This window comes from Mesobacillus sp. S13 (genome assembly GCF_020422885.1).
GTDB classification, from domain to species: Bacteria; Bacillota; Bacilli; order Bacillales; family Cytobacillaceae; genus Mesobacillus; species Mesobacillus selenatarsenatis_A.
Window position 1 is genome coordinate 4,309,151 of sequence record NZ_CP084622.1, and the last position, 22,302, is coordinate 4,331,452.

A 22,302-nucleotide genomic window follows, 5' to 3' on the forward strand; every position below is an offset into this window, starting at 1 on the left:
TAAATTTTAGGAATATAGTATTATATTTTTCGACAAAGAGTTTCCATCCCAGATTATTAGCAGTTTTTTCGCGAGGCAACAATTAGAAGCAAAATAGTCTTTCTATCAATTACGAATATAAGCAGCCGGATAAATTAAATTTCAATACAAAAAAGGACTGTCCATTTCTGGACAGCCCTTTCTTCCTTACTTAATCCACGCTCCGTCTTTACCGATCTTGTATCCGTCGATCACTGTATTGACAGCCATGCTTCCATCTTTGTACAGATAGTACCATTTTGTGCCTGATTTTACCCAGCCAGTCATCATGACGCCGCTGTCAGCTAGGAAGTACCACTTGCCGTTTACTTTCTCCCAGCCAGTTTCCATGTCACCATTAACTGTATCAAGGTAATACCACTTGTTGTTCCATTTGAACCAGCCAGTATGCATATAGCCATCTTTATGGTTCAGGAAGTACCACTTGCCGCTGATTTTCTTCCAGCCAGTTTGCATATCGCCATTTGCAGCAAGGAAGTACCACTTACCATTGACTTTTTCCCAGCCAGTCTGCATATCTCCATCAGCAGATAGGAAGTACCATTTGTTGTTCCACTTCAGCCAGCCAGTTTTCATTTGGCCGCTTTCTTTCACTTCGTCGAAGTAGTACCACTTGTTTCCGACCTTGAACCAGCCAAGTTTAGCATCGCCGTTTTCCTCATCAAGGAAATACCAGCGATTTCCAAGCTGCAGCCAGCCGGATTCCATAGCACCATCTTCATTCAGGTAGTACCATTTGCCGTTCACTTTTTCCCAGCCAGTCTGCATGATGCCGTCTTCATTGAAGAAGTACCAGTCACCATCGATTTCTTCCCAGCCAGTTACCATTTCTCCGTCAATGTAGAAGTAGTAGTTTCCTTCTTCATCTTCATACCAGCCATCCATTACTTCATCAACTGGCATTTCTTCAGCGATGATTCTGCCCTCAACTGTTGGAGCTACCGGGCTGTGTTCTGTAATGTACTCAGAAAGAATCTCGTAGTCTACTACGAACAAGTCGTGGATGCGACCTTCATCCTTTGCATTCTTAAGCATTGTGAAGCCGTCTCCGCCGTTAGCTGTAAAAGCGTTTGTAGCTACACTGTAAGTTGCTTCTAAATCTAATGGCTGGTAGCCGTTTTCAGTCTTGACATTCACTTCCCAGACTCTCTCGCCAGCAGGCTTGGAAGGGTCGTATTTAAACTGAAGTCCTGCTACCTGAAGGAATCTTCCAGCAGCATTTTCTACATCACCTACACTATGTTCAAGTGCCAGTAAGATTTCTTCACCTGTCAACTGCATAGTGACAAGCAGATTCTGGAATGGCAACACAGTGTGGACTTCTCCAAGCGTTACATCACCTTGGTCGATTGAAGCTCGGATGCCGCCGCCGTTCTGGATGGCAATGTGGACTGGCTCTTTCTCCAATTCATTTGCCTTTGCAAGCATTCCATCTGCAATCAGGTTTCCAAGGTTTGTTTCTTTTGTACGGACGTTAGCACGCTCGCCATCAAGAACAACCTCAGATGAACCGATGACTGTTTTCTTTAATTCTTCAATTGGAGCAGCCAATTCTTTCACACGAGCTGCAGCTGTTGCATCTTCTTCGAAAGTCTTTGTATCCAATAGTTCGCCTTCGAATCCTGTTACTACGCCTTCTGCGTTGAACGTTACATCAACAACTCCAAGGTAGTTCAGGTATTCGTTTGCTTGTACGATAACTGTAGGTTCGTCCTTATCAACTAGGACAGGCTTTTCAAGCTTCGTATGAGAGTGACCGCCGACTAGAAGGTCGATGCCGTCTACTGCTTCAGCAAGAGCCTTTTCAACATTGAAGCCTGAGTGTGAAACAAGTACAATCTTGTTCACGCCTTGAGCTTCAAGGGCAGCTATAGTTTCATTTGCTTTGTCTACCGCTTTCTCAAACTCAATATCTTCAGATGGAGAAGAAAGGAATACAGTATCTTCAGTAGTCAAACCAAAAATACCAACCTTGTTACCTTCTACCTCTTTGATGATCGCTGGATAGATCTTGCCGCCTTCTGGAGATGCGCTGATCTCATCCGCGAAGAATGGAGAAAGGATTTCATCCTTTGTTACATTTACGTTCGCACTTACGATTGGGAACTCCATTGCGTTAATGAAGTTTGCTAGAACTTGCGAATCCTTATCAAACTCATGGTTTCCAAGAGTCATAGCATCATAGCCAAGAGCATTCATGAATTCCATGTCTGCAAGACCAAGATACTTATTGAAGTAAAGTGTTCCAGAGAATACGTCACCAGCATCTAAAAGAAGAGCATTTGGCTTAGTCTCTCTTACTGTCTTAACAGCTGTTGTAAGTCTTGGGTACTTCTCTACATTCGCATGGCTGTCATTTGTATGCATGACAGACAAATTGAATACCGGATTCAATTCTGCGACGATTCTGCCTTCAACAGCAGGGGCAACCGGGCTATTCTTCTCAATGTATTCAGAAAGGATTTCGTAATCTACCACAAACAAGTCGTGGATACGACCTTCATCCTTTGCCTTTTTAAGCATTGTGAAGCCATCTCCACCGTTAGCTGTGAATGCATTTGTTGCTACGTTATAGGTTTTGTCCAATTCAATCGGAGCAAATCCATCTTCAGTCTTTACGTTCACTTCCCAAACGCGCTGGCCAACTTGCTTGTATGCGTCGTATTTAAACTGAAGTCCTGCTACCTGAAGGAATCTTCCTTCACCTGTTTCAACTCCACTTACACCATGCTCAAGAGCTTGCCAGATTTCTTCTCCTGTTAACTGCATAGTTACAAGCAGGTTCTGGAATGGCAATACTGTGTGGACTTCTCCAAGTGTAACTTCTCCCTGGTCGATTGATGCGCGGATACCGCCGCCGTTTTGGATGGCAATATCAGTTGGTTCGAATTCATTCGCTTTTGCAAGCATGCCATCTGCAATCATGTTACCAAGGTTTGTTTCTTTTGTACGTACATTTGCACGGGCACCATCAAGGACTACTTCAGACTGGCCGATGACCGTCTTTTTCAGTTCCTCGATTGGAGCAGCCAATTCTTTCACACGAGCTGCAGCTGTTGCATCTTCTTCGAAAGTCTTGGTATCCAATAGCTCACCAGCGAAATCTGTTACTACACCGTCTTCGTTGAAGGTTACATCAACGACTCCAAGGTAGTTCAGGTATTCATTCGCTTGTACGATTACCGTAGGCTCGTCCTTTTCAACGAGGACAGGCTTTTCTAGCTTTGTATGAGAGTGGCCGCCGACTAGAAGGTCGATGCCGTCTACTGCTTCAGCTAAAGCTTTTTCCACATTGAAGCCAGAGTGAGAGATCAGGACAATCTTATTCACGCCTTGAGCTTCAAGGGCAGCTACTGTTGCATTTGCTTTATCTACCGCTTTTTCAAACACGATATCTTCAGAAGGAGATGAAAGAAAAACTGTGTCTTCAGTTGTCAAACCGAAAATACCAACCTTTTCACCTTCTACTTCTTTGATGATCGCTGGGTAGATTTTTCCTCCAACTGGAGATGCACTGATCTCATCAGCGAAAAACGGAGAAAGGATTTCATCATTCTTTACATTTACGTTCGCACTTACAATCGGGAACTCCATCGCTTTAATGAAGTTTGATAGAACAGTCGAATCCTTGTCAAACTCATGGTTTCCAAGAGTCATAGCATCATAGCCAAGAGCATTCATGAATTCCATGTCTGCAAGGCCAAGATACTTATTGAAGTAAAGCGTTCCAGAGAATACGTCCCCAGCGTCTAAAAGAAGGGCATTTGGCTTAGTTTCTCTTACTGTGTTTACAGCTGTTGTAAGTCTTGGGTATTTCTCAACATTCGCGTGGCTGTCATTTGTGTGCATGACAGACAGCTTGAATGGCTCTTCTACAGCTGGAGCAAAGCTGAACTGTGCTAATACTGCATCATGGTCACTCACACGTCCGTGTGCCTCCATGAATTGAGAGTTAAGGTGTACGATATCAGCTTCCGCACCTGCAGCCAATTCGTTTGTTGCAAGGATATGGTCAAGAACTTGAGCATTACCTTGATAGTTATACGTATAACGTTCTGCTTTTGGCACCATTTCAACAAGATTTGTTAAGATATTGCCTTTTAGCGTTTGAATTGGGTTAGAGAATTCAAAGTCGTTTAAGTCACCAAGCACAACTACGTTAGCGTCTGCGTTTTTGCTTAAAACATCTTCAATGAAACCTCTAACAACGTTCGCGATTTCGATACGTTGTGTTTCACTTCCAAGTACAGGAGGCTGGTGCTTTCCGAAAAGACCCTGGTCTCCGCCTTTTGAGTTGAAGTGGTTCGCAATCACAATCACTTCTTCACCGTTAAAAGTGAATTCAGCTGCCAATGGCTTACGGCTGCTTTCAAAGGCAGCGTTTGTAGGATCGATTCTTCCTGGGTTAAGAGTCAATGAACCATTCTCGTAACCTACTGCTTGTGTTGCACTACCTTTTGTACCTTCATTTAATGTTACGCGTTCTGGGTTGTAGATGAAACCAACACGGATGTTTCCGCCTGGCTGTCCACCGTCAACCTTATTTTCTGGAGCGATGTCAGTCCATTCGTATGTCGGACCGTTATGTGCTGCGATAGCCGCAATTAAAGCTTCATAGTTTTTGTCAGCGTCAACTGTACCATCATCTGTTGGACCATTATTATCCTGAACTTCTACAAGTCCGATAATATCAGGAGTTTTTAAATTATTTACAATTGATTCAGCAATTTTATCTACTTTTTCCTGGTCATTTCCCGTGAAGTTTTCGATATTGTATGAAGCGACAGTCAATTCATCGTCAGCTTTAACAATGGTAGCTACTTCACGTTCGTTTGATCCTTCAACTTTTTGCGGCAACTCTGAAACTAATACTTTATAGTTGCCAAAACCGTAGCTGACTACGCCAGTTACTGTACCATTGAAAGAGTCACCAGTTTTGACAACGAAATCACGGTCATTAGTCAACAGGTGGAATCTTTCCGGATTGCTGTTATCCTCTGAAAGGATTGTACCGCCAGCATCCGTGTAAGTCTTTCCTTCAACCTTTTCGATGATTACCGGAATTTCGCCATATTTTTGAGGTCCAACAGCAGTTGGGTTCTCAAGTGCAATGCGCATACCTTCAAGACTTTCGTAAAAATCGATTCCATCTTGCTGTGGATCGAATTCAGCAAAAGCATCATTATCAATGACTTGAGTTGGAGGTTGTACATCCTTACCCATTACGACAGCTGCAGGAAGTTCGTTGCCACTTGATACTTTGTCAACAGAACCTTCTATAGCATTAATTTCCGTCATCGCAAGATCAGTTTCTAACTTTTCAGCATATCCATCAAGGACCCATTCTTTTACGAGTCCATTGACTTTTACATGGTCGCCTACTGCAGCACCATGGCTCGTTTTATATACAAGGATACCTTCTGCAGTCTTTGAGTTTTCATCTGGAGTAGCAGATTGCATAAAGAAATTCGAATTATCAACTACATGAGTAACAATTCCTTCTACTGCTTCTACCTTTTGATCCTTATAAGGAGAAGTATGGGTTTCACCCTGAATATCCGCTATCTTTAATCCTTTAACCCCTTCAAAAGGCGGTGGTGGTGGTGGAGCCTCTCCATAGAAGTGTATAGCTGAAGGTGACTTTAGCCCTGGAAATCCGTAGTAATATTCAAGAGTACCAGTTATTACCACTTCTTTCCCGATAATGCTTGGATTTGTTGCCAACCCAAACTGTGAACGGTAACCAGAAGTTAATTGCACAGATAATAGTTTGGTTGTATCCCTTTGGTCAGGAGTATCAGCAATCAGCAAATTATAATCATCCTTGAACGGAGCTTCAAAGTCTCCCGTTCCAGTTGATGCAACATGACCTACAATATAACCTTTTACTGTAGGTGCTGGTTTTGCTGCTGGATCTGCATTATAGGTTGCAATTGCCTCTTCAACAGTTATAAAGCTCTCCTCAGCACTTACAACTTGAGCGATTGGAACAGCGTACCCTACTAACAATGTAAAGATTGTCAATAGAGCGAACCATTGTTTCTTAAACATGTTCAATCTAATTTTCCTCCTTATGGAACAATTTGGTTGTGGCTTGACGTCCGACTTCCTATGTGCTGAAAGTAACCTTATTCACCTTAATTTTTGAAAACGTTTTCATATATCGTGAAAAATTTTAAAGGTGTTCTGTAAGATTTGTAACTCTCAGCCATAGAGTAGATTCTGCTCACATCCTCCTTTTCTTTTTTTCTAAAGCTACTTCCTTTTCATTGTATTATAGATAACTATTAAATTTCTACACATTTTAACAAACTTTACAGACTTTTATCCTATTTTTAAAATTTTGTCAAAAATCTTATAAATATGTTTCTCTGCTTACAATATTTTATGAAAATATCATTATTTTAAAGATAATAAGCGTAAAATCAATATATTCCCTCATGATAATTATATAATTATAATTCAAACCCTTGGGTAATCTAGCTAGTTTTGACGACTGACCCTTTACCTTCCAAAATTTACATATCATTACGCAGGAGAATAATGTTTATATCTGCCAAATGCGCACGAATTCTCAAAATCAGTGCAGTCTCATTATTCCGTATATTCCTTTATTTGAGTTCATACTTATTTAACCAAGACGGCTTAAAAGGAGATTATTTATGCGAAGGAACAAACCTTTCTTTTCTCCCAGGATATTAATCTTATTAACGGTTGCCGGACTTATTATTGTCATTGTAAGACTGGTATTTTTTTCGCTAGGGAATAGCTCAGCTGCCACGGTCGAGAAATTCTACTCGTTGGAACAAAAAAATAACTATTCAGACTCATGGGATTTGTTCCATCCTTATATGAAAGAGAAATTTCCAAAGGCTTCGTTCATACAGGACCGATCCCATGTTTTCATTGGCCACTTTGGAGCGGAATCTTTCGAGTTTTTGGTTAGCGAAGGGGAAGAAATTCAAAATTGGCGACCTGCCAAAGGAGAAAAGCCATTCAAGACAGCTTATAAATACCTGGTGACCCAATCATACAATGGTAAATACGGAAAATTCAGCTTCGTCCAGGAGGTTTATGTCGTCAAACACCAGAAAGAATGGGCGATAATTTGGGATTATAATAATTAATATCCTTATTAATACCCTCAGGCATATCGACAGAAAACGACAAACTCAGTAAAATAATATTCGAGCGGTGCCTGTCACCACCCGATTTTTGTCGAATGGGTTAAAGTTTTTTCTTTCCTGTCGATATATTGGTTAGCGGGCAAAGTTACTGAAAGGTAATGACGCAAAGCTATAGGGGCTTCTGTCAATGACAATGCCAGCCAGCTACCATCAATTAAAGGAGAATTGTTGATGTCTAACTATTATTCACTTACACCTGAAGCAAAGTTGAGAAAGAAAAAAAGAAATAAATATATTCTCTACACTACCTTGTTGTTTACCTCTGTTGTCTTGAGTACGCTAGTCACTATTTTAGTTAACGAAATGTAAAAGGTGCTGACCAATTGGTCAGCACCTTTCTTTTAATCTCCTTTTATCTCCAGAAGCTTGAGCTTCAACTCGTTCTCCATGGCTGCCAGGTCCTGTTCTGCCTGCCTTCGTTTTGAACGTCCTTCCTGTTGGATTCTCATAGTTTCCTCAAGTGTTGTGATCAGGTTCTCCTGGGTCTTCTTCAATGTTTCGATTTCAACCAGCCCCCGCTCATTTTCTTTTGCTGTTTCAATCGTATTCGTTTTTAACATCTCGGCATTTTTAAGCAATAATTCATTTGTCGTCTTCGAAACTTGCTTTTGGGCTTCAACAGCATGCCGCTGCCTGATCAAGGTCAAAGCAATTGCGACCTGATTTTTCCATAAAGGAATGGCCGTTACAATCGAGGATTGTATTTTCTCGACGAGAGCCTGGTTCGTGTTTTGAATCAATCGGATCTGCGGAGCGCTCTGGATGGTGATTTCCCTGCTTAGTTTCAGATCGTACAGCCTTTTATCAAGACGGTCTGCAAATTGGAGCATATCATTTACTTCCTGGAATTTCATCTGATCCTGCGACTCTTCTGCAGCCCTTTTTAGCTCTGGGATCGTTTTTTGGTGCAGCTCCTCAAGCTTCAATTCACCTGCTGCAATATAAATATTCAACGCATTGAAATACTCTTTGTTCGTTTCATACAATTTTTCAAGCATGCCAATATCAGATAAAAGTACATTCTTGCTGCGATCAAGCTTTACGCTGATTCGATCTATCTGCGCGCTTGTCTTCTGGTATTTTGAGAGGATTTCCTGAACAGATCCAGAAATTTTTCCGAAAATGCGCGAAAAGAAAGATTGTTTTTCCGGACTCAGTTCCTCTGGATTCATATCATTCAGGCGTTTCATCAAATCATTGATGATGTCACCGACCTCACCAACATCCTTTTTCTGGACATGCTCCAGCATGGCATGCGAGAACGTCAGGAGTTTTCCCTGAGCCTGGGAACCATACGTAATCATCGCCTGCTGATTTTTCGGATCAATCTGGGCAGCAAGCTGATATGCCCTCTCCCTGTTTTCCGGAGGGATTACATCAATCAACTTAACAGGTTTTGCCCCTTCTTTCACCTGTGGCTGCATAGCCATTTCGGGTGTATCACTGAACGGATTGGCAAGTAGATCATCCATGATATTATTGGATTCTTTTAGAAAGTCTTTTTCAGCCATTATTTTAACCTCCTGCTCTCATCTGGGAGCTCTTTATACTTCTTGATCGAGTTTTTCGCGACGTCGATTTCAAAGTTTAGATGGTCAATATCATTCGACAGCAGTACATATAAATCCTTCTCCACAAGCTTAGTCAAATCCTCTAATGTTTCCTGGCTGTCCCTGAGAGAATACTCTAGTTCGCGATTTGTCTTTGATTGAGAAGAAAGAAATGCGTACTTCTCAGTCAGTTCAAGAACCGAATCAAGGTGTGAGAAGTAGAACTTTTCAGCCTGGTAAAACCTGCTCGGTTCCTTATTCGTCAATTTATAGATGTTTTTTGTCATCCTTAAAAGTTCAATCCTGTCTTTCAAGGACCGGATATGTTTAATGGAAAAAAGCGCTTTTTGCAAACGGTTGATTTTCAGCTTTGCTTCATCAAGGTTTTTCTTAATATATTGGTATTCCTTACGTGAAAGGCCGTGCTTTTTAAGAAATCTATTCTTCAAAACGGATCCAGTCAGCCAATAAACAATGCCTCCTCCCACAATTGCAACAATTGAGGCCATTGAAAAAGTCTGGTCGAAACCAAAAAAGCTGACCAGCCAAATTAAAATCGAAGACGGCAACGATACGGCAGTTCGGATTATAAACGAGAAAAATGGGTTCATTTAATATCGACTCCTGACTTTAAGTTCCTTTCATAAAAGGCAGTTGGACCTTCTAATACATACGAACAAAGTAAACAAAATGTTTCATTAAAATTATCATTTGGAAATAAGTTTCCTATGAATATACAATACCTGAAATCACAATGAAATTCTACAGACCTGGACTGTAACCCAGTCTAGGTCTAGAGACGTAGATTCGACAAAATTCGGGTGGTGACAGGCACCACCCGAATTATTTTAGTCTACTATGCAATTGTGTCAGGGAGTATTGGGCGAAGTCTTTTACGTCTTTATTTTTACTCTTGGAGAGGTCTAGCAAAACTTCATTTAGGTAGTTATCTTCTAAGATTCCTTTATTATCCCCTTCTGCACAGCAGGATAGAAAAAGAAGCAGGTTAAAATGGACTTTAGGCTTTTCGTGTTTCCTCAGTTTTTCGACCATATACCGGATCAATTCATTATTTGTTGATAGAATCTTAGTAAATACCCGGTCTATTTCTTTCGGTGTTCCCTTGCTAATTACTTCATCTATTTCAGTGTAATAGCCTCTGTTCTCCATATCTGGTTGGATTGAATTCATTTCGTCCATTCCAGATTCTTCAGTGTAATTCATAAGACCATTGATAAATTCTTCAAAGTCTTTCGCTAATTGTATTTCTTCATTGCTTTCAGCATCTATCAAAATTACTGGAGGCTCTATTTTACTCGTCCGATAATCAAGCGCAATCCAAGAGTGCCCATCTCCAGATATAAGAACAATATTATCCGGCAATTCCCATTCCTGTATTAAATACTTACTTTCTAATATTCCTTTTTCCTTGCCCATTCCTATACCAAAAATATGGTCAACATTAACATAGTTCCCAACCATAGATACAGGTGCATTCAAAGGATATGTATTGAATTTGATATAACCGCCATTTTGTTGTTTCAAAATACTTATGTAGGAGGTTGGCAGTTTAATTTCCAACTTTCCTTCTGCCTGTTTCACGATTTCATCTGTTAAGGGCTCTAATTTGCCGTAATCATTACCTTCTTGCCAAATATTATTCACAGTAAAATCCCCTTTAAAATTAACCATTTTAATTAGATATATTTTACATGGATTACTAACTGAAGATAAATATCTCACTTCGCTGTTTCTTCTAGGAAGGTTTTCCCCCGCCATAATCATAAGCGCGCTACCACTAGTTGATAAAATTTTTTACAGATCGGAATGACCCTGTAAAAAAACAGACCAAATCATGATTGATTTGGTCTGTTAAAAATAGAATGCTATTCAGTAAGGTTCTCAACAGCTGAAATGTATCTATAGTCCGTTAAAAGTCCTTCTTATTATTGGATCCATGCTCCATCTTTACCAATTTTGTATTTGCCAATCTTGGTATTGACTGCCATGCTTCCGTCATTATATAGGAAATACCATTTGCCGGATGATTTTACCCAGCCTGTCTTCATAGCACCGCTTGTTTCAAGGAAATACCACTTGCCTTTTTCCTTGAACCAGCCTGTTTTCATTGCGCCAGACTTTTCGAGGTAGTACCACTTGTTCTTGTCTTTAACCCATCCAGTGCGCATGTCACCATCTTGTCCAAGTAGATACCATTTGTTTTTGTCCTTGACCCAGCCTGTTTTCATTGCGCCATTTGTATCAAGGAAATACCACTTATTGCTGTTCTTAACCCAGCCTGTCTTCATAACGCCTGTGTCATCGAGGAAGTACCATTTGTTCTCCCACTTAACCCAGCCTTTTTTCATCTGGCCGCTTTCTTTTACCTCATCAAAATAGTACCACTTGTTGCCGATCTTGAACCAGCCAAGGACAGCAGAGCCATCTTCGTCAAGATAGTACATGCGGTTCCCGTGCTTGAACCAGCCAGATTCCATTGCGCCGGTTTCTTCATTCAGGAAGTACCATTTGCCTTTCGATTTAACCCAGCCAGTTTGCATGATGCCTTCTTCATTAAAGAAGTACCAGTCACCTTCGATTTCTTTCCAATCAGTAACCATTTCACCATCGATGAAGTAATAAGTAAATCCATCCTCATCTTCATACCAGCCATTCAATACTTCTTCTTCATCTAAAGTAACCTTAAGGACGCGGTCTTCAATTTGAGCACTTACTGATTCATTTGCCTTTACGTAATTAACAAGCCCTTCCAAATCAGTCGGTCCAATTAATTGATCTCTTCCTTTTAGAAGAGCTGTATAGTTGTCTCCGCCGCCAGCCATGAAGTTGTTGACTGTGACAGTGTAATCAGCATCTTCATCGATTAGTTCACCGTTTGGCAGGTAGATATCTAATACCTTTTCGCCATACTCAAGCTCATCAGACCATTCGTAAGATAAGCCAGAGAGTTGAAGCATACGGACCTTGTCCGGATTGAATTGCTGGTTCAGCAATTCTCTGATTTCAGATCCTTTAAGAGTCATGCTGACAAGATCATTGCCGAATGGCTGGATCGTGAACAATTCACCCCAAGTGATTTCACCCGCATCAAGGTCAGCACGGATTCCGCCTGGGTTCATGAATGCGAAGTCTGTACCCATCTCAGCGCGCATAGCGTCAGCAATCAAGTTTCCAAGAACGGATTCCCCGTGCTCGTTTTGATCACGTGTCATTGCCACTTCTGCATTACCGATTACTTCACCGATGATTGGTGCTACATCCGCTTCATACTTATCAACCATTTCCTTGATTTTAGCGTCAGGCTCGATTGCATCCTGGAAAGTAGTGACGATTTCACCTTTCTTGGATACGATGTCTTTTGTTTCCACGTCAAGTGTCAGGTCAACATCCGCGAACGCAGTTCCTGAAGAGTAAGCTTGAACAAGAAGCTTTCCGTCAACAACAGAGTTCAGGTATTGGTGGCTGTGTCCAGCAAAGATAACGTCAACTTCATCGTCCACGTTGTTCGCGAAATCAACGACTTCACCAGTCGCTTCTGACCCGTCAAACTTCGATTGTCCAGGGTTATGCGATACAACTACGATTGCTTTGACACCTTTATCTTTTAATTCTTGAGTGTACTTATTGATTGCTGTTACTTCGTCCGTGAACTCGATACCAGCTGTCCCGCTAGGAGTTACGATGCTAGGAGTATCAGAGTACACCACTCCAATGAATCCTACTGGCACACCGCCAAATTCCTGGATATGGTATGGATCCAGAATTAGCTCATCCGTTCCCTCTTTGACTACGTTTGCAGCTACATAAGGGAAATTAGCGCCCTCAAAATCACCTGTTTTCTCATGAATGCCACCATTGATCAGACGCATCATTTCATCTACGCCTTCATCAAATTCGTGGTTACCAAGTGTTCCTAGGTCGAACCCAATTTCATTCAGCAACTCGATTGTAGGCTCATCCTGCAATAATGCAGATGCTGGAGCACTTGCGCCTACTGCGTCACCCGCATGCAGCATGAATGTATTCTCAGGGTTAGCCGCTTCGCGTTCTTTCAGGTAAGCTGCCAGATAGTCAGCACGTCCCGCGTTTCGGTTACTTACTTTTTTCGTAATATTGATTTGGCCATGGAAGTCATTGATTCCAAGCAGTTGGACATCAACAGTTGTCAAGTCTAATTCGTACTTGCCCCAAGTGCCTTTTTCATCTGTAAAAGTATCCAGGAACTTCACATTGCCATCAGCAACTGCTTGTGCGTCTGGTGTAGATTTAAAAGTCAACTTCAAATTTTCCCCAGGAGAAGCGATCTTCCAGTTTTGGTCTGCAGAAGGATTGATTTCGCCCTGTTCAGAGATGTAATCCATCAATACTTGACGGTTTTCATCAGCTGAATCAACGACAAGCTTCGATCCAGCTAGTCCAGGGAAGTTTCCGCCGCCGCTCGCACGGTAGTTGTTCGTTACCACGACGAATTTCTGGTCAAGGTCGACTGGAGTGCCGTCTGGCATTGTCAGATTCTTGATCCTGCTTGCAGAAGCATCGTTGATTGTTCCGTCTGGCTTGTACTTTGCCGGTTGAGTAACGTCGATTTCATATTTCAGTCCGTCAATAACATCATAGTTGAACGGCTCGAATGAGTAGTTGATCAGTTCTTGCTCGTCCGTGCTGGCAGGGTTGATCTGGTTGAATTGTCCTGCAGACATTTCTAGCCATTCTTTTACCTGTGCACCAGTCAATTCAACAGCCTTCAATGTGTTAGGGTACAAATAAAGGTCGTTTGCACTCTTGATTGAAAGATCACCTTTCGCGATACTCGTGTAATCGCTTGGACCCTGGCGGCCAGCCTTGAATGGGGCGCCAGCGGATAATACAGGCACATCTTTGTATTCAGGAAGCTTTTCATTAATATACTTCTCTACATACCATTTTTGTGCATTGTTCACGATTTGAATCGTTGGATCGTCCTGTACACGTGCAAAGAAGCTGTACATTGGCGCGGTAGTCGTACCGATTTTTCCACGGACGTAATTAAGTGTTCCATCATGCGCTTCTTTCACTGCATCAACGATTTCAGGATCAGCACCGTCTACCTGAGGAACCTTTTTCTTATTAGCATCAGTAATAAAAATAGGTCTTGCAGCAGCTTGAGTTTGAGTGTCGTCTATCTGCCATTTCCCGTCTACTTGTTTAAGAGTCAGGTCGATTACACCCAGGTTATTGCCCCAGTTTCCAGCTTCAACAGCTGCGACACCGTTGATTGTGCCTTTTGTTGCATCTACACCGTCCACCTTGAATTCTGAACCAGTGCCTGGGAATACAACGTGCTTATGTCCGAATAGGATTGCATCGATACCTTCAACTTCACTTAAAGGCATAACAGCATTTTCTGCTTCAGTGTAAGCTTCTGCACTAGCGTCGAAGCCAGTGTGTGCAAGCGTGACAATGATATCAGCACCGGCAGCCTGCATTTCAGGAACGAATTTCTCTGCTGTAGCTACGATATCCTTTGTCTTAACATGTCCTTCAAGGTTACCCTTGTCCCATTGCATGATCTGAGGAGTAACAAGGCCTAGTACCCCAATCTTTACTTCATGTTTATTGCCTGCTTCATCCTCAAAAGTTCTTGTAAGGATTTCGTATGGCTTATATGCATTTTGATCATTTGTATCGTCTTCATCTTTGTCATCAACATAGATGTTAGCGTTTACATACGGAAATTCAGCTTCTTCCAACGCATTCTCAAGGAATGGAAGTCCGTAGTTGAATTCATGGTTACCTAAAGTTGCAGCATCATAGTCTAATAGATTCATTGCTTTGTAAATCGGATGGACTTCGTCAGCTTCCAGTCCTTTGACTTTAGCGACATAGTCAGTTAATGGATTACCTTGAAGAAGGTCACCATTGTCAAATAAAAGTGAGTTTTTAACTTCTGCCTTCGCTTCTTTAATCAGCTCAGCTGTTCTAGCAAGACCAAACTCAATGGTCGGCGCGTCTTTATAGTAGTCATAATCCATCATATTTCCATGGACATCTGTCGTTTCTAATAAACGCACTTTAAGAACATTTTCGACAGCAGCTGTTTCTTCAGCTTTCGCTACTGCTGGAGCAAAGGTAACTGGAAGAGTACTAGCAACCAAAGTAGCTGCAATCGTACCATTTAACAGCCTTCTCTTCATTTCTCGCCTAATCTTTCTTCTCACAAATTTTCCACCCTTCGAAAATCTATATGTGTACTGCAAGAATATTTTACTAGGTAATTATGAAGATTAATAGTTTTTTTTGTAAATTTTTGTTCTTTTGTGTATTAGTAATGTTTTCTATTTTTAGACAGTAATCGTTTTCAATAGTTTCGTTGCAATTTTCGTCGATAACTATTCATTTATAATAGGTAAAATTTAGTATAAAATAGGATCGTATTCTACTTTATTACATAAAAGGGGGAAAATTTTTGCGTAAACTTAGTCAGATCTTTTTATTGTTGACCATCTTCTTGATGGCCGGCTCCATTTTCACCAGCAAATCGTTCTCAATGGAGAACGAAGAGGGTGCTCTGAATGTCGTAGCCCTTGGAGATTCAATCACCTATGGCTGGAATCTCGAACAGGATCGATCGAAACCATCGGTAAAAGCCTTTCCTTATTTGATTTCGGAAAATGCTGCAGTCACGAATATCAGTTATCCCGGCTGGACATCCACCCAGCTTCTGGATCACATGAAAACTCTGCCGCATGTCATCCCCTCTCTCCAGGAAGCGGATGTTGTGACATTGAATATTGGCAGCAATGATCTTCTCCAGGCCGCCGGTATCCAGAAAATCCTGGCAGGCGGAGTGCCTGTTGCACCTACTCCAGAGATGGAGCAAAAAATAGCGGCTGCTTCTGCGCAGCTTGCTGTCAACCTACAAGAAATCCTCACCATGATTAAGAGCCAAACAGATGTCCCAATCATTTTATACAATGTTTACAATCCTTTCGGCCCTAGTGCTGAGCCTTTCCCTGCTTCCCTTCACCTGCTTGGTGAACAAATCACAAAAAATGTGAATGAACAGGTAATCAATCCAATTGCCTACCATAGTGGAGCTTTGGTTGCTGATGCAAACTCCGCCTTCAGCGGGCAGCAAAATCAATACATCATTCCAGGTGATATTCATCCAAACGAAACTGGGCATATAGTGCTTGCTGGAATTGCCAGCGAGATACTTGCAAGCCTCCAGCCTGACCCTCAGCCAGAATCAGGTTGGTTATTCAATGGCGGAAACTGGTACTACATCGAAAAAGGAAATAAAGTAAAAGGTTTTTACCAGATGCCTGATGGCCTGACATATTATTTTGACAAAACAGGTGCGATGCAGACGAGCTGGGTATATGACAGAGGGCAATGGTATTTCTTTGATAATAAGAGTGGCGTCATGGTTACCGGATGGAAGCAATACAAGAATAAATGGTACTATCTCAATAAAATGGATGGTTCCATGGAAACTGGATGGCTGCTTGAAAATGGGAAGTGGTATTATCTTGACCCTAAGAGCGGAGCCAAAAAGAACGGCTGGGTCCAGGACAAAAACAAATGGTATTACCTTGAATTGAAGAGCGGCGCTATGGAAACCGGATGGATACAGGATAGATACGGCAAATGGTATCTTCTCAACCAACGGACAGGTGCTATGGAAACAGGTTGGGTCAAGGATAAAAATAAGTGGTATTACCTCGACCTGAAAAGCGGCGCGATGAAAACCGGCTGGCTGCTCGATAACAACAAATGGTATTTCCTCGACTTCAGGAGCGGTTCCATGAAGACTGGCTGGCATAAGGTATATGCAAAATGGTACTACTTCTATGGTTCTGGAAGCATGGCATCGAATACGAAGATTGATGGATACAAAGTTGGCAGAGACGGTGCTTGGATAAAATAGACTAAAAAAATGCTGCTCAGCATAAGTTGAGCAGCATTTTAGTTTGTAGACAAAAGGGGTTCGGAATGCTCTCATTCCGAACCCCTTTTTGGATTTCATCGAATTTTTCAAAGGAAATAGACTCTCTTTGCTATACTTTTAGGCCATTACTGGACTTCTCCATGTCCAGTTGGCCATCTTCTTCAAGTTCAATGCAGCGAAAGTAAGCATCGCCTGCATCGACAATTTTTTAAGTCCCCTTAGGGTTGTCCAACGCATGCCATGCTTTTCTTTTGCATCTGCGAATACGCGCTCAATGGTTTCTTTGCGCTTCGCATAGATTTGTTTTACTTCTGATTGGTGCCTTAAATGGTCTGCCTCTTCCAAATACTCATGCCAGATGTGGCGCGTTACCACCTTTTGGTGGTCTTTGCTTTCTGTACATTGCGCTAAAAATGGGCAGGTGGCGCAGATATGTTTGGGAGATTTGTACTCACGATATCCCTCTTTTGTAGTGGTGGAATACCTTAGGATCTCACCGGCAGGACACAAGTAACAGTCATAAAATTCGTCATATACATAGTCATATTTACGGAAGAATCCGTCCTTCGTTCGTGGTCGGGTATAAGGCAAAGCCGGAGTTATTTCATTTTCAAACAGAAACTTCGTAATGGCTGGAGTTTTATAGGCTGCGTCGGCCGCAACGGCTTTGGGCTTTCCAACTTTCTCTATTACTTGTTCTACCAGTGGTTCAAGGATCAGGCTGTCATGGGTGTTACCAGGTGTCACAATTGTTCCTAGGACAAATCCATTTCGGTCTGATGCCGCATGAAAGGAGTAGGCAAACTGCTTTGTCCGTTCATCCTTGACGTAGTATCCACTCTCCGGATCGGTCGTGCTTTCCTTTATTTCCTTCGATTCTTCCTTGTCGAATTTATCAGGAGGAAAAGGCTTCTTCCCATGTTCTTCCCGATCTTGATTGATTTCTTCCTGGAGTTTCTCTTGATACGCCCGTGTTTCCTTCCGCACTACTTTCTTCTCGAATTTATGCTTATTCGCACTTGCTTTAACGTGGGTTGAATCAATGAAGACGTGTTCTGCACTAATAAGTTTCTTATCAGCTGCGGTCTTAAGAATTCGATAGAAAATCTGTTCAAACAAATCAGTGTCTTTAAAACGGCGTTCGTAATTCTTCCCGAAGGTGGAGAAGTGGGGCACTTTATCATGGAATCCATAACCCAAAAACCAGCGGTAAGCCATATTCGTTTCTACTTCGGCAATGGTCTGGCGCATGGAACGAATGCCAAAGGTATATTGAATAAAAGTGAGTTTAATTAAAATCACAGGGTCAATGCTTGGGCGCCCTACTTCCGAATACACATCTTTCACCAAGTCATAAATGAAAGAAAAATCTATGGCTGCTTCCATTTTACGGACTAAATGTTCCATAGGAACCAGTTGGTCTAAAGCAACCATTTCTAATTGATCTCGTTGGATTGGATTGTTCTTTGAAAGCATCTTCATCACCTCAAGCGTTATATGTATCTATTTTAAAATAGACTTATGTTTAGTTCCACGTTAAGTTTGTAAGTCCTGTTGATTGGAGTGGAAGGCGCGTAGACTCCTGCGGGCTCAGCTGGACAGGTGAGACCCCGCAGACGCCAACGGCGGTGAGGAGGCTCACCGCCAGCCCCGCGGAAAGCGAAGCGCCTGGAACGGAAATCAACAGCCCCCATTTCAGCACCAACCAAAAAAAAGACTGTAGACAAGCTCGATTTCCATCGAGTTTGTCTACAGTCTGAAATGCTGCTCAGCATAAGTTGAGCAGCATTTTTCATTATTCTTCATTAACAAGAATTCCTTCTACCTTCTTCAAGTCTTCGACGCTGTCGATCTCAAAGCTGTCAGTAGGAAGCATTTTCCTTACATGAATATTCATCTCTTTAATATTCAATTTCACGACATCATCCCAATAAAGGTCCTTGAAGTCCCCTGATTTGATGATTTCGTCCAGTTTGCTGGCAATGAACTTGCCATCGGAGTCGCTCCAATAAGAAATCCCTGACATGATATAATCATTCTCGCCATTCCTGACTTCAATATCCACAACCTTGCCAGACTCGTCCATCACCAGTACCCATTCATTCTGGAACTCTTCCCTCAAATTGCTGAAATACATTGAAGTGTCAAGGTTCATCTCTAGAACATTGTTGTTCATGAAGACGTCCCCCTCTATGACGTACGACCCAGGAAGTAAATCTTTTACAAGATACATCGTGTATATATTATTATACTCTGCGTATTTGTCATTATGGATCAGCTTGACTCCGTATTTTTCTTTCAGGTAATCAAACTTTTCATGAAGATATCCTGTCAAAATAGTGATATCTTCAATGCCTTTTTCGATTAAAAATTCAATCTGTCTTTCTGCCATCGGTTTCCCATTCACTTTGACAAGTGCCTTTGGAGTGTCACTTGTCAGCGGACGCAAACGGGTTCCCATGCCAGCTGCTAAAATAATTGCCTTCATTACGCTGCTGTCACACCTTCCTTCACTGCAGGAGCTTTTTTATCCTCCATAACGGTCAGCACTGCTCCTCCCATGATGAATAGCGCGATGATGAAATTCTTGAGTGAGAACTCTCCGCCAAAGAATAAAACATCCAGGAAAATCGCAAATGCTACATAAGAAATGTTTAGTGCCATTGATCTAACAGGTCCGATCAACTTGATAGCCTGGTAGTAGAATACATATGACAATGTACCGGCAAGGGCGATCAACCCGATGAACCAGAATGTATTGGATGAAGCCACCTGCACGGTGTAAGAGTGATCAAGTAAAATCGGGATGATCAACGCTCCGAACACGATTGCTGAAGTCGTTTGTCTAATCAGTAACGCCTGGAATGGACTTACTTCATCATCCTTCATACCATAAGCAATTATAACAGATTCCATTCCCCAGCCAAAAATACAGAACAGAATAAAAATCAATCCGATTGAAACGGTTGAACCGGAGATCAAGTCACCAGAGTAGCTTAACAAGATTGTAGCCGTAATACTGATAAGCAAACCCATCCAGTTTTTCAAACCCAGTCTGTCTTTTAAAAGCAAGAAAGCAAAGAAAGCTCCAACTGCCGGGAAAATGGAAGATATCGAAGCAGTAAAGGACGCTCCAATACTATCTACTGATAAAACATAAAAAGTCATTCCGACCGGACCGCCCAATAGTGCAGCAAGGACAACGAAGCGTCCGCTCCTAGTCCATAATTTACTGAATGTTTCTTTGAGCTCTCCCCTTACTCCCATCAGGATCATCATCCAAATTGCAGAGAATGTATCGTGAAGGAATGTGCTTAGCAGCGGCGCCGCCATGGCAATTTCACTGAACTCCATAAAAGTCGTTGAAGCTAAAACCCATCCAATCAAAATCGTGTCAATTGCCCATGTCAAACCTGCCGCCAAGCCAATCGTGGTTCCCTTTATATTAATTCTTTGCAATGGATTCAGACCCCTTATATTGTTTTTTGTATAAAGCAAGATTTTCTTGTGCCCTTGTGAATCTTGTAAAAGCATAGGAGCCAAAGTCTTCTCCGCCCGCTTCTTTCATCAACGCCCAAATCGTCCATAGGAAGTCCAGGAAGATTTTATTGATCAGTACACGCTGGAGATTTTCCTCCGTAACATTTCCCTTGAAGTACTCTAGTAAAAATAATGACTCTTCCGCTTGGGAAAGTTCCGCTTCAATGATATACGCAGCAATATCCCAATACGGATCATTCATACCTGAAAATTCCCAGTCAATCAGGTACATTTTCTCTTCACCGCTCTTAATGAAATTTTCGGCAAGAGGGTCATTATGGCATGGCGCCAGCTTTACATTCAATGACTTATAAAAGTCTTCCAGTTCAAGAACTTGCTTCTTGACCTCATCGTGGCCATTGAACAATTTTCCTTTGAGCTTGTCCAAAACTTCCTCATATTCGGTGATCTTTTCGAAGACATCGAACCGATCGGTAAAAACCTCACCTGAATTATGCAATGCACTGAATACATTCGCTACCTTCGCAAGATTATCTTCTCTCTTTCCGGTTTTCGGATTAAGAGTTTCCGCTTCAGGGATATACTCGACAATCTTCAATCCAGTATGTTCATTGAAATGGACTACATTTGGATTGATGCCAATTCGGCTTGTGATTCCAGAATTGATCTTTTCAGCTCCACGGTTAATGTAATGCTCCGTCCCTTTTCCAGGAACCCGGACGGCATAATCATTGCCATCTATGGTCACCTTGAAATTTTGATTGGTTAGCCCGCCCAGTGGTTCAATCGCAGAAACTGATTCCGCAGAAATCCTCATTGCACCTGCGATTAACTGCTTAAGCTCAGCCTCCTTGAAATCTGCTTCCTTTTTCTTAAGCAGTGGGTAAATTTTATCCAGAACCTTGAAATAATCCTGCTGGTTATCAATTTCAGCCCAAATAATGTCGGTGAGCTTCAAAAAGCTGATTGTTCCAGAAACCGCCAAAAACATATATTCATAGTTTAGGAATCGATTCTTGTTCTGCTCAAACACCTTGACCATTTGCATATAAGATTCATAGGAAATTTTGCTGATGCCAATCAGCTCGCCATCAATATGATTTAACTGATGGATATCCTTAGAGATCTTTGTGATGTATCCGCCTTCTGTTTCAATAAAAGCCTCGTCTCCTGAACCGCTTTCCTGAGTAACAAGCAGGCAGTCATTTTCTTTGCTTTTCAACAGCTCTTGTATAGCTTTTTCTTCGATCAGAATATCATCTTCAATAAGAATAAAATCCTCTGATACCTCTCCGGCTGCCGCTGCCAGCGTTGCCATGCTTCCTGTCCATAAATATCTTGGATTCTCAACAAAAGAAACATTTGTCCTTTCAGTCAAGAAAGACTGTTCTTTGAATGACTCACTTGCAAATCCAGTACAGATAATGATTTTTTCGATTCCCTGTTCTTCAAGGATAGTGATATTCCTCTCGAGCAAGGCAATATCCTCAATCGTCAATAATGCTGCCGGCTTGTCGAATTCCTTTCTTTCTCCGGCTGCTAAAATGACAGCCTGCCTGATTTGTTTCACTTCTCCAGCATTCTCTTTTTTTGAGCTGGAAAGCATATATTCATAACCTTTTTCAGTAATGGTATATTCTGAATCATTTACAGTAAGCAAGCCTTCGGAAATCAATGCTGGTATTGCATTCGCAACTTGGCTGATGGATAATCCTGCCTCCTGCCAGTTGCCGTCCTGACCCTCTGCAATGAGTTTTAATACACGAATTTTTATCATTTTAAAATAAATCGCCCCTTTATTCTTAAAAATTGAAACCCCTTACTCCAAAACCAGCATATTCGCCCTCTCTCGTAAGAGAAAGTGCGTTTTAATTCCATATAAGTAAAAAAAAGGAAGAGTACTCTGTCTTGTACTGGTTTTTTGTCGAATGTCAAACAAAAAGACTCGAATATCGGAATCCATCATATCAAATAGCGAATAAATATTGAAGGGAATTTTAAAAACTCATTCAATATAAATTTAAGTTATTATTGTGAGATAAAGAAAAAAGGAGTTCCCTATTTTGGGGAGCCT

10 protein-coding genes, 1 pseudogene and 1 riboswitch are annotated in these 22,302 nt (G+C 41.6%); of the genes and pseudogenes, 2 read left to right on the top strand and 9 right to left on the bottom strand.

Annotation, left to right across the window (positions count from 1 at the left end):
* Positions 1–186: 186 nt before the first annotated feature.
* Positions 187–6,090, bottom strand: coding sequence for a 5'-nucleotidase C-terminal domain-containing protein (locus tag LGO15_RS21970; RefSeq protein WP_226087960.1), 5,904 nt, complete (start codon positions 6,088–6,090; stop codon positions 187–189).
* Positions 6,091–6,701: 611 nt separating this feature from the next.
* Here LGO15_RS21970 and LGO15_RS21975 point away from each other — a divergent pair.
* Positions 6,702–7,166, top strand: a complete 465-nt coding sequence (locus LGO15_RS21975) for a hypothetical protein (protein ID WP_226085954.1) — start codon at positions 6,702–6,704, stop codon at positions 7,164–7,166.
* Between the two features lie 128 nt (positions 7,167–7,294).
* Positions 7,295–7,378: riboswitch (cyclic di-GMP riboswitch) on the top strand.
* A gap of 189 nt (positions 7,379–7,567) precedes the next feature.
* On the opposite strand, the gene LGO15_RS21980 is transcribed toward LGO15_RS21975, so the two are convergent.
* From LGO15_RS21980 to LGO15_RS21995, 4 genes and pseudogenes are all read right to left on the bottom strand, one after another.
* Positions 7,568–8,737: a toxic anion resistance protein gene (locus tag LGO15_RS21980; RefSeq protein ID WP_209438098.1), complete on the bottom strand. Its 1,170-nt coding sequence runs from the start codon at positions 8,735–8,737 to the stop codon at positions 7,568–7,570.
* Positions 8,737–9,387, bottom strand: coding sequence for a 5-bromo-4-chloroindolyl phosphate hydrolysis family protein (locus LGO15_RS21985; RefSeq protein ID WP_226085956.1), 651 nt, complete (start codon positions 9,385–9,387; stop codon positions 8,737–8,739). The genes LGO15_RS21980 and LGO15_RS21985 overlap by 1 nt, the downstream gene beginning before the upstream one ends.
* Before the next feature lie 604 nt (positions 9,388–9,991).
* Positions 9,992–10,468 (bottom strand): annotated as a pseudogene (locus LGO15_RS21990) (SMI1/KNR4 family protein); the annotation flags it as partial.
* Positions 10,469–10,722: 254 nt separating this feature from the next.
* Positions 10,723–14,994, bottom strand: coding sequence for a bifunctional 2',3'-cyclic-nucleotide 2'-phosphodiesterase/3'-nucleotidase (locus tag LGO15_RS21995; RefSeq protein WP_226085957.1), 4,272 nt, complete (start codon positions 14,992–14,994; stop codon positions 10,723–10,725).
* Positions 14,995–15,242: 248 nt separating this feature from the next.
* On the opposite strand from LGO15_RS21995, the gene LGO15_RS22000 reads away from it, so the two are divergent.
* Positions 15,243–16,706, top strand: coding sequence for an SGNH/GDSL hydrolase family protein (locus LGO15_RS22000; RefSeq protein ID WP_167834563.1), 1,464 nt, complete (start codon positions 15,243–15,245; stop codon positions 16,704–16,706).
* A 138-nt stretch (positions 16,707–16,844) separates the two neighbouring features.
* Here LGO15_RS22000 and LGO15_RS22005 read toward each other — a convergent pair whose 3' ends face one another.
* The 4 genes from LGO15_RS22005 to LGO15_RS22020 all read right to left on the bottom strand — a co-directional run bounded on the left by LGO15_RS22005 (position 16,845) and on the right by LGO15_RS22020 (position 22,005).
* Positions 16,845–18,203, bottom strand: coding sequence for an IS1182 family transposase (locus tag LGO15_RS22005; protein WP_226085104.1), 1,359 nt, complete (start codon positions 18,201–18,203; stop codon positions 16,845–16,847).
* Between the two features lie 319 nt (positions 18,204–18,522).
* Positions 18,523–19,215 (bottom strand): sugar phosphate nucleotidyltransferase, encoded by a 693-nt coding sequence (locus tag LGO15_RS22010; protein WP_226085959.1) that lies wholly within the window; start codon positions 19,213–19,215, stop codon positions 18,523–18,525.
* Positions 19,215–20,186, bottom strand: coding sequence for a DMT family transporter (locus LGO15_RS22015; protein ID WP_226085961.1), 972 nt, complete (start codon positions 20,184–20,186; stop codon positions 19,215–19,217). The genes LGO15_RS22010 and LGO15_RS22015 overlap by 1 nt, the downstream gene beginning before the upstream one ends.
* Complete coding sequence (locus LGO15_RS22020) at positions 20,173–22,005, bottom strand: NTP transferase domain-containing protein (protein ID WP_226085963.1); 1,833 nt, start codon at positions 22,003–22,005, stop codon at positions 20,173–20,175. The genes LGO15_RS22015 and LGO15_RS22020 overlap by 14 nt, the downstream gene beginning before the upstream one ends.
* Positions 22,006–22,302 lie beyond the last annotated feature (297 nt).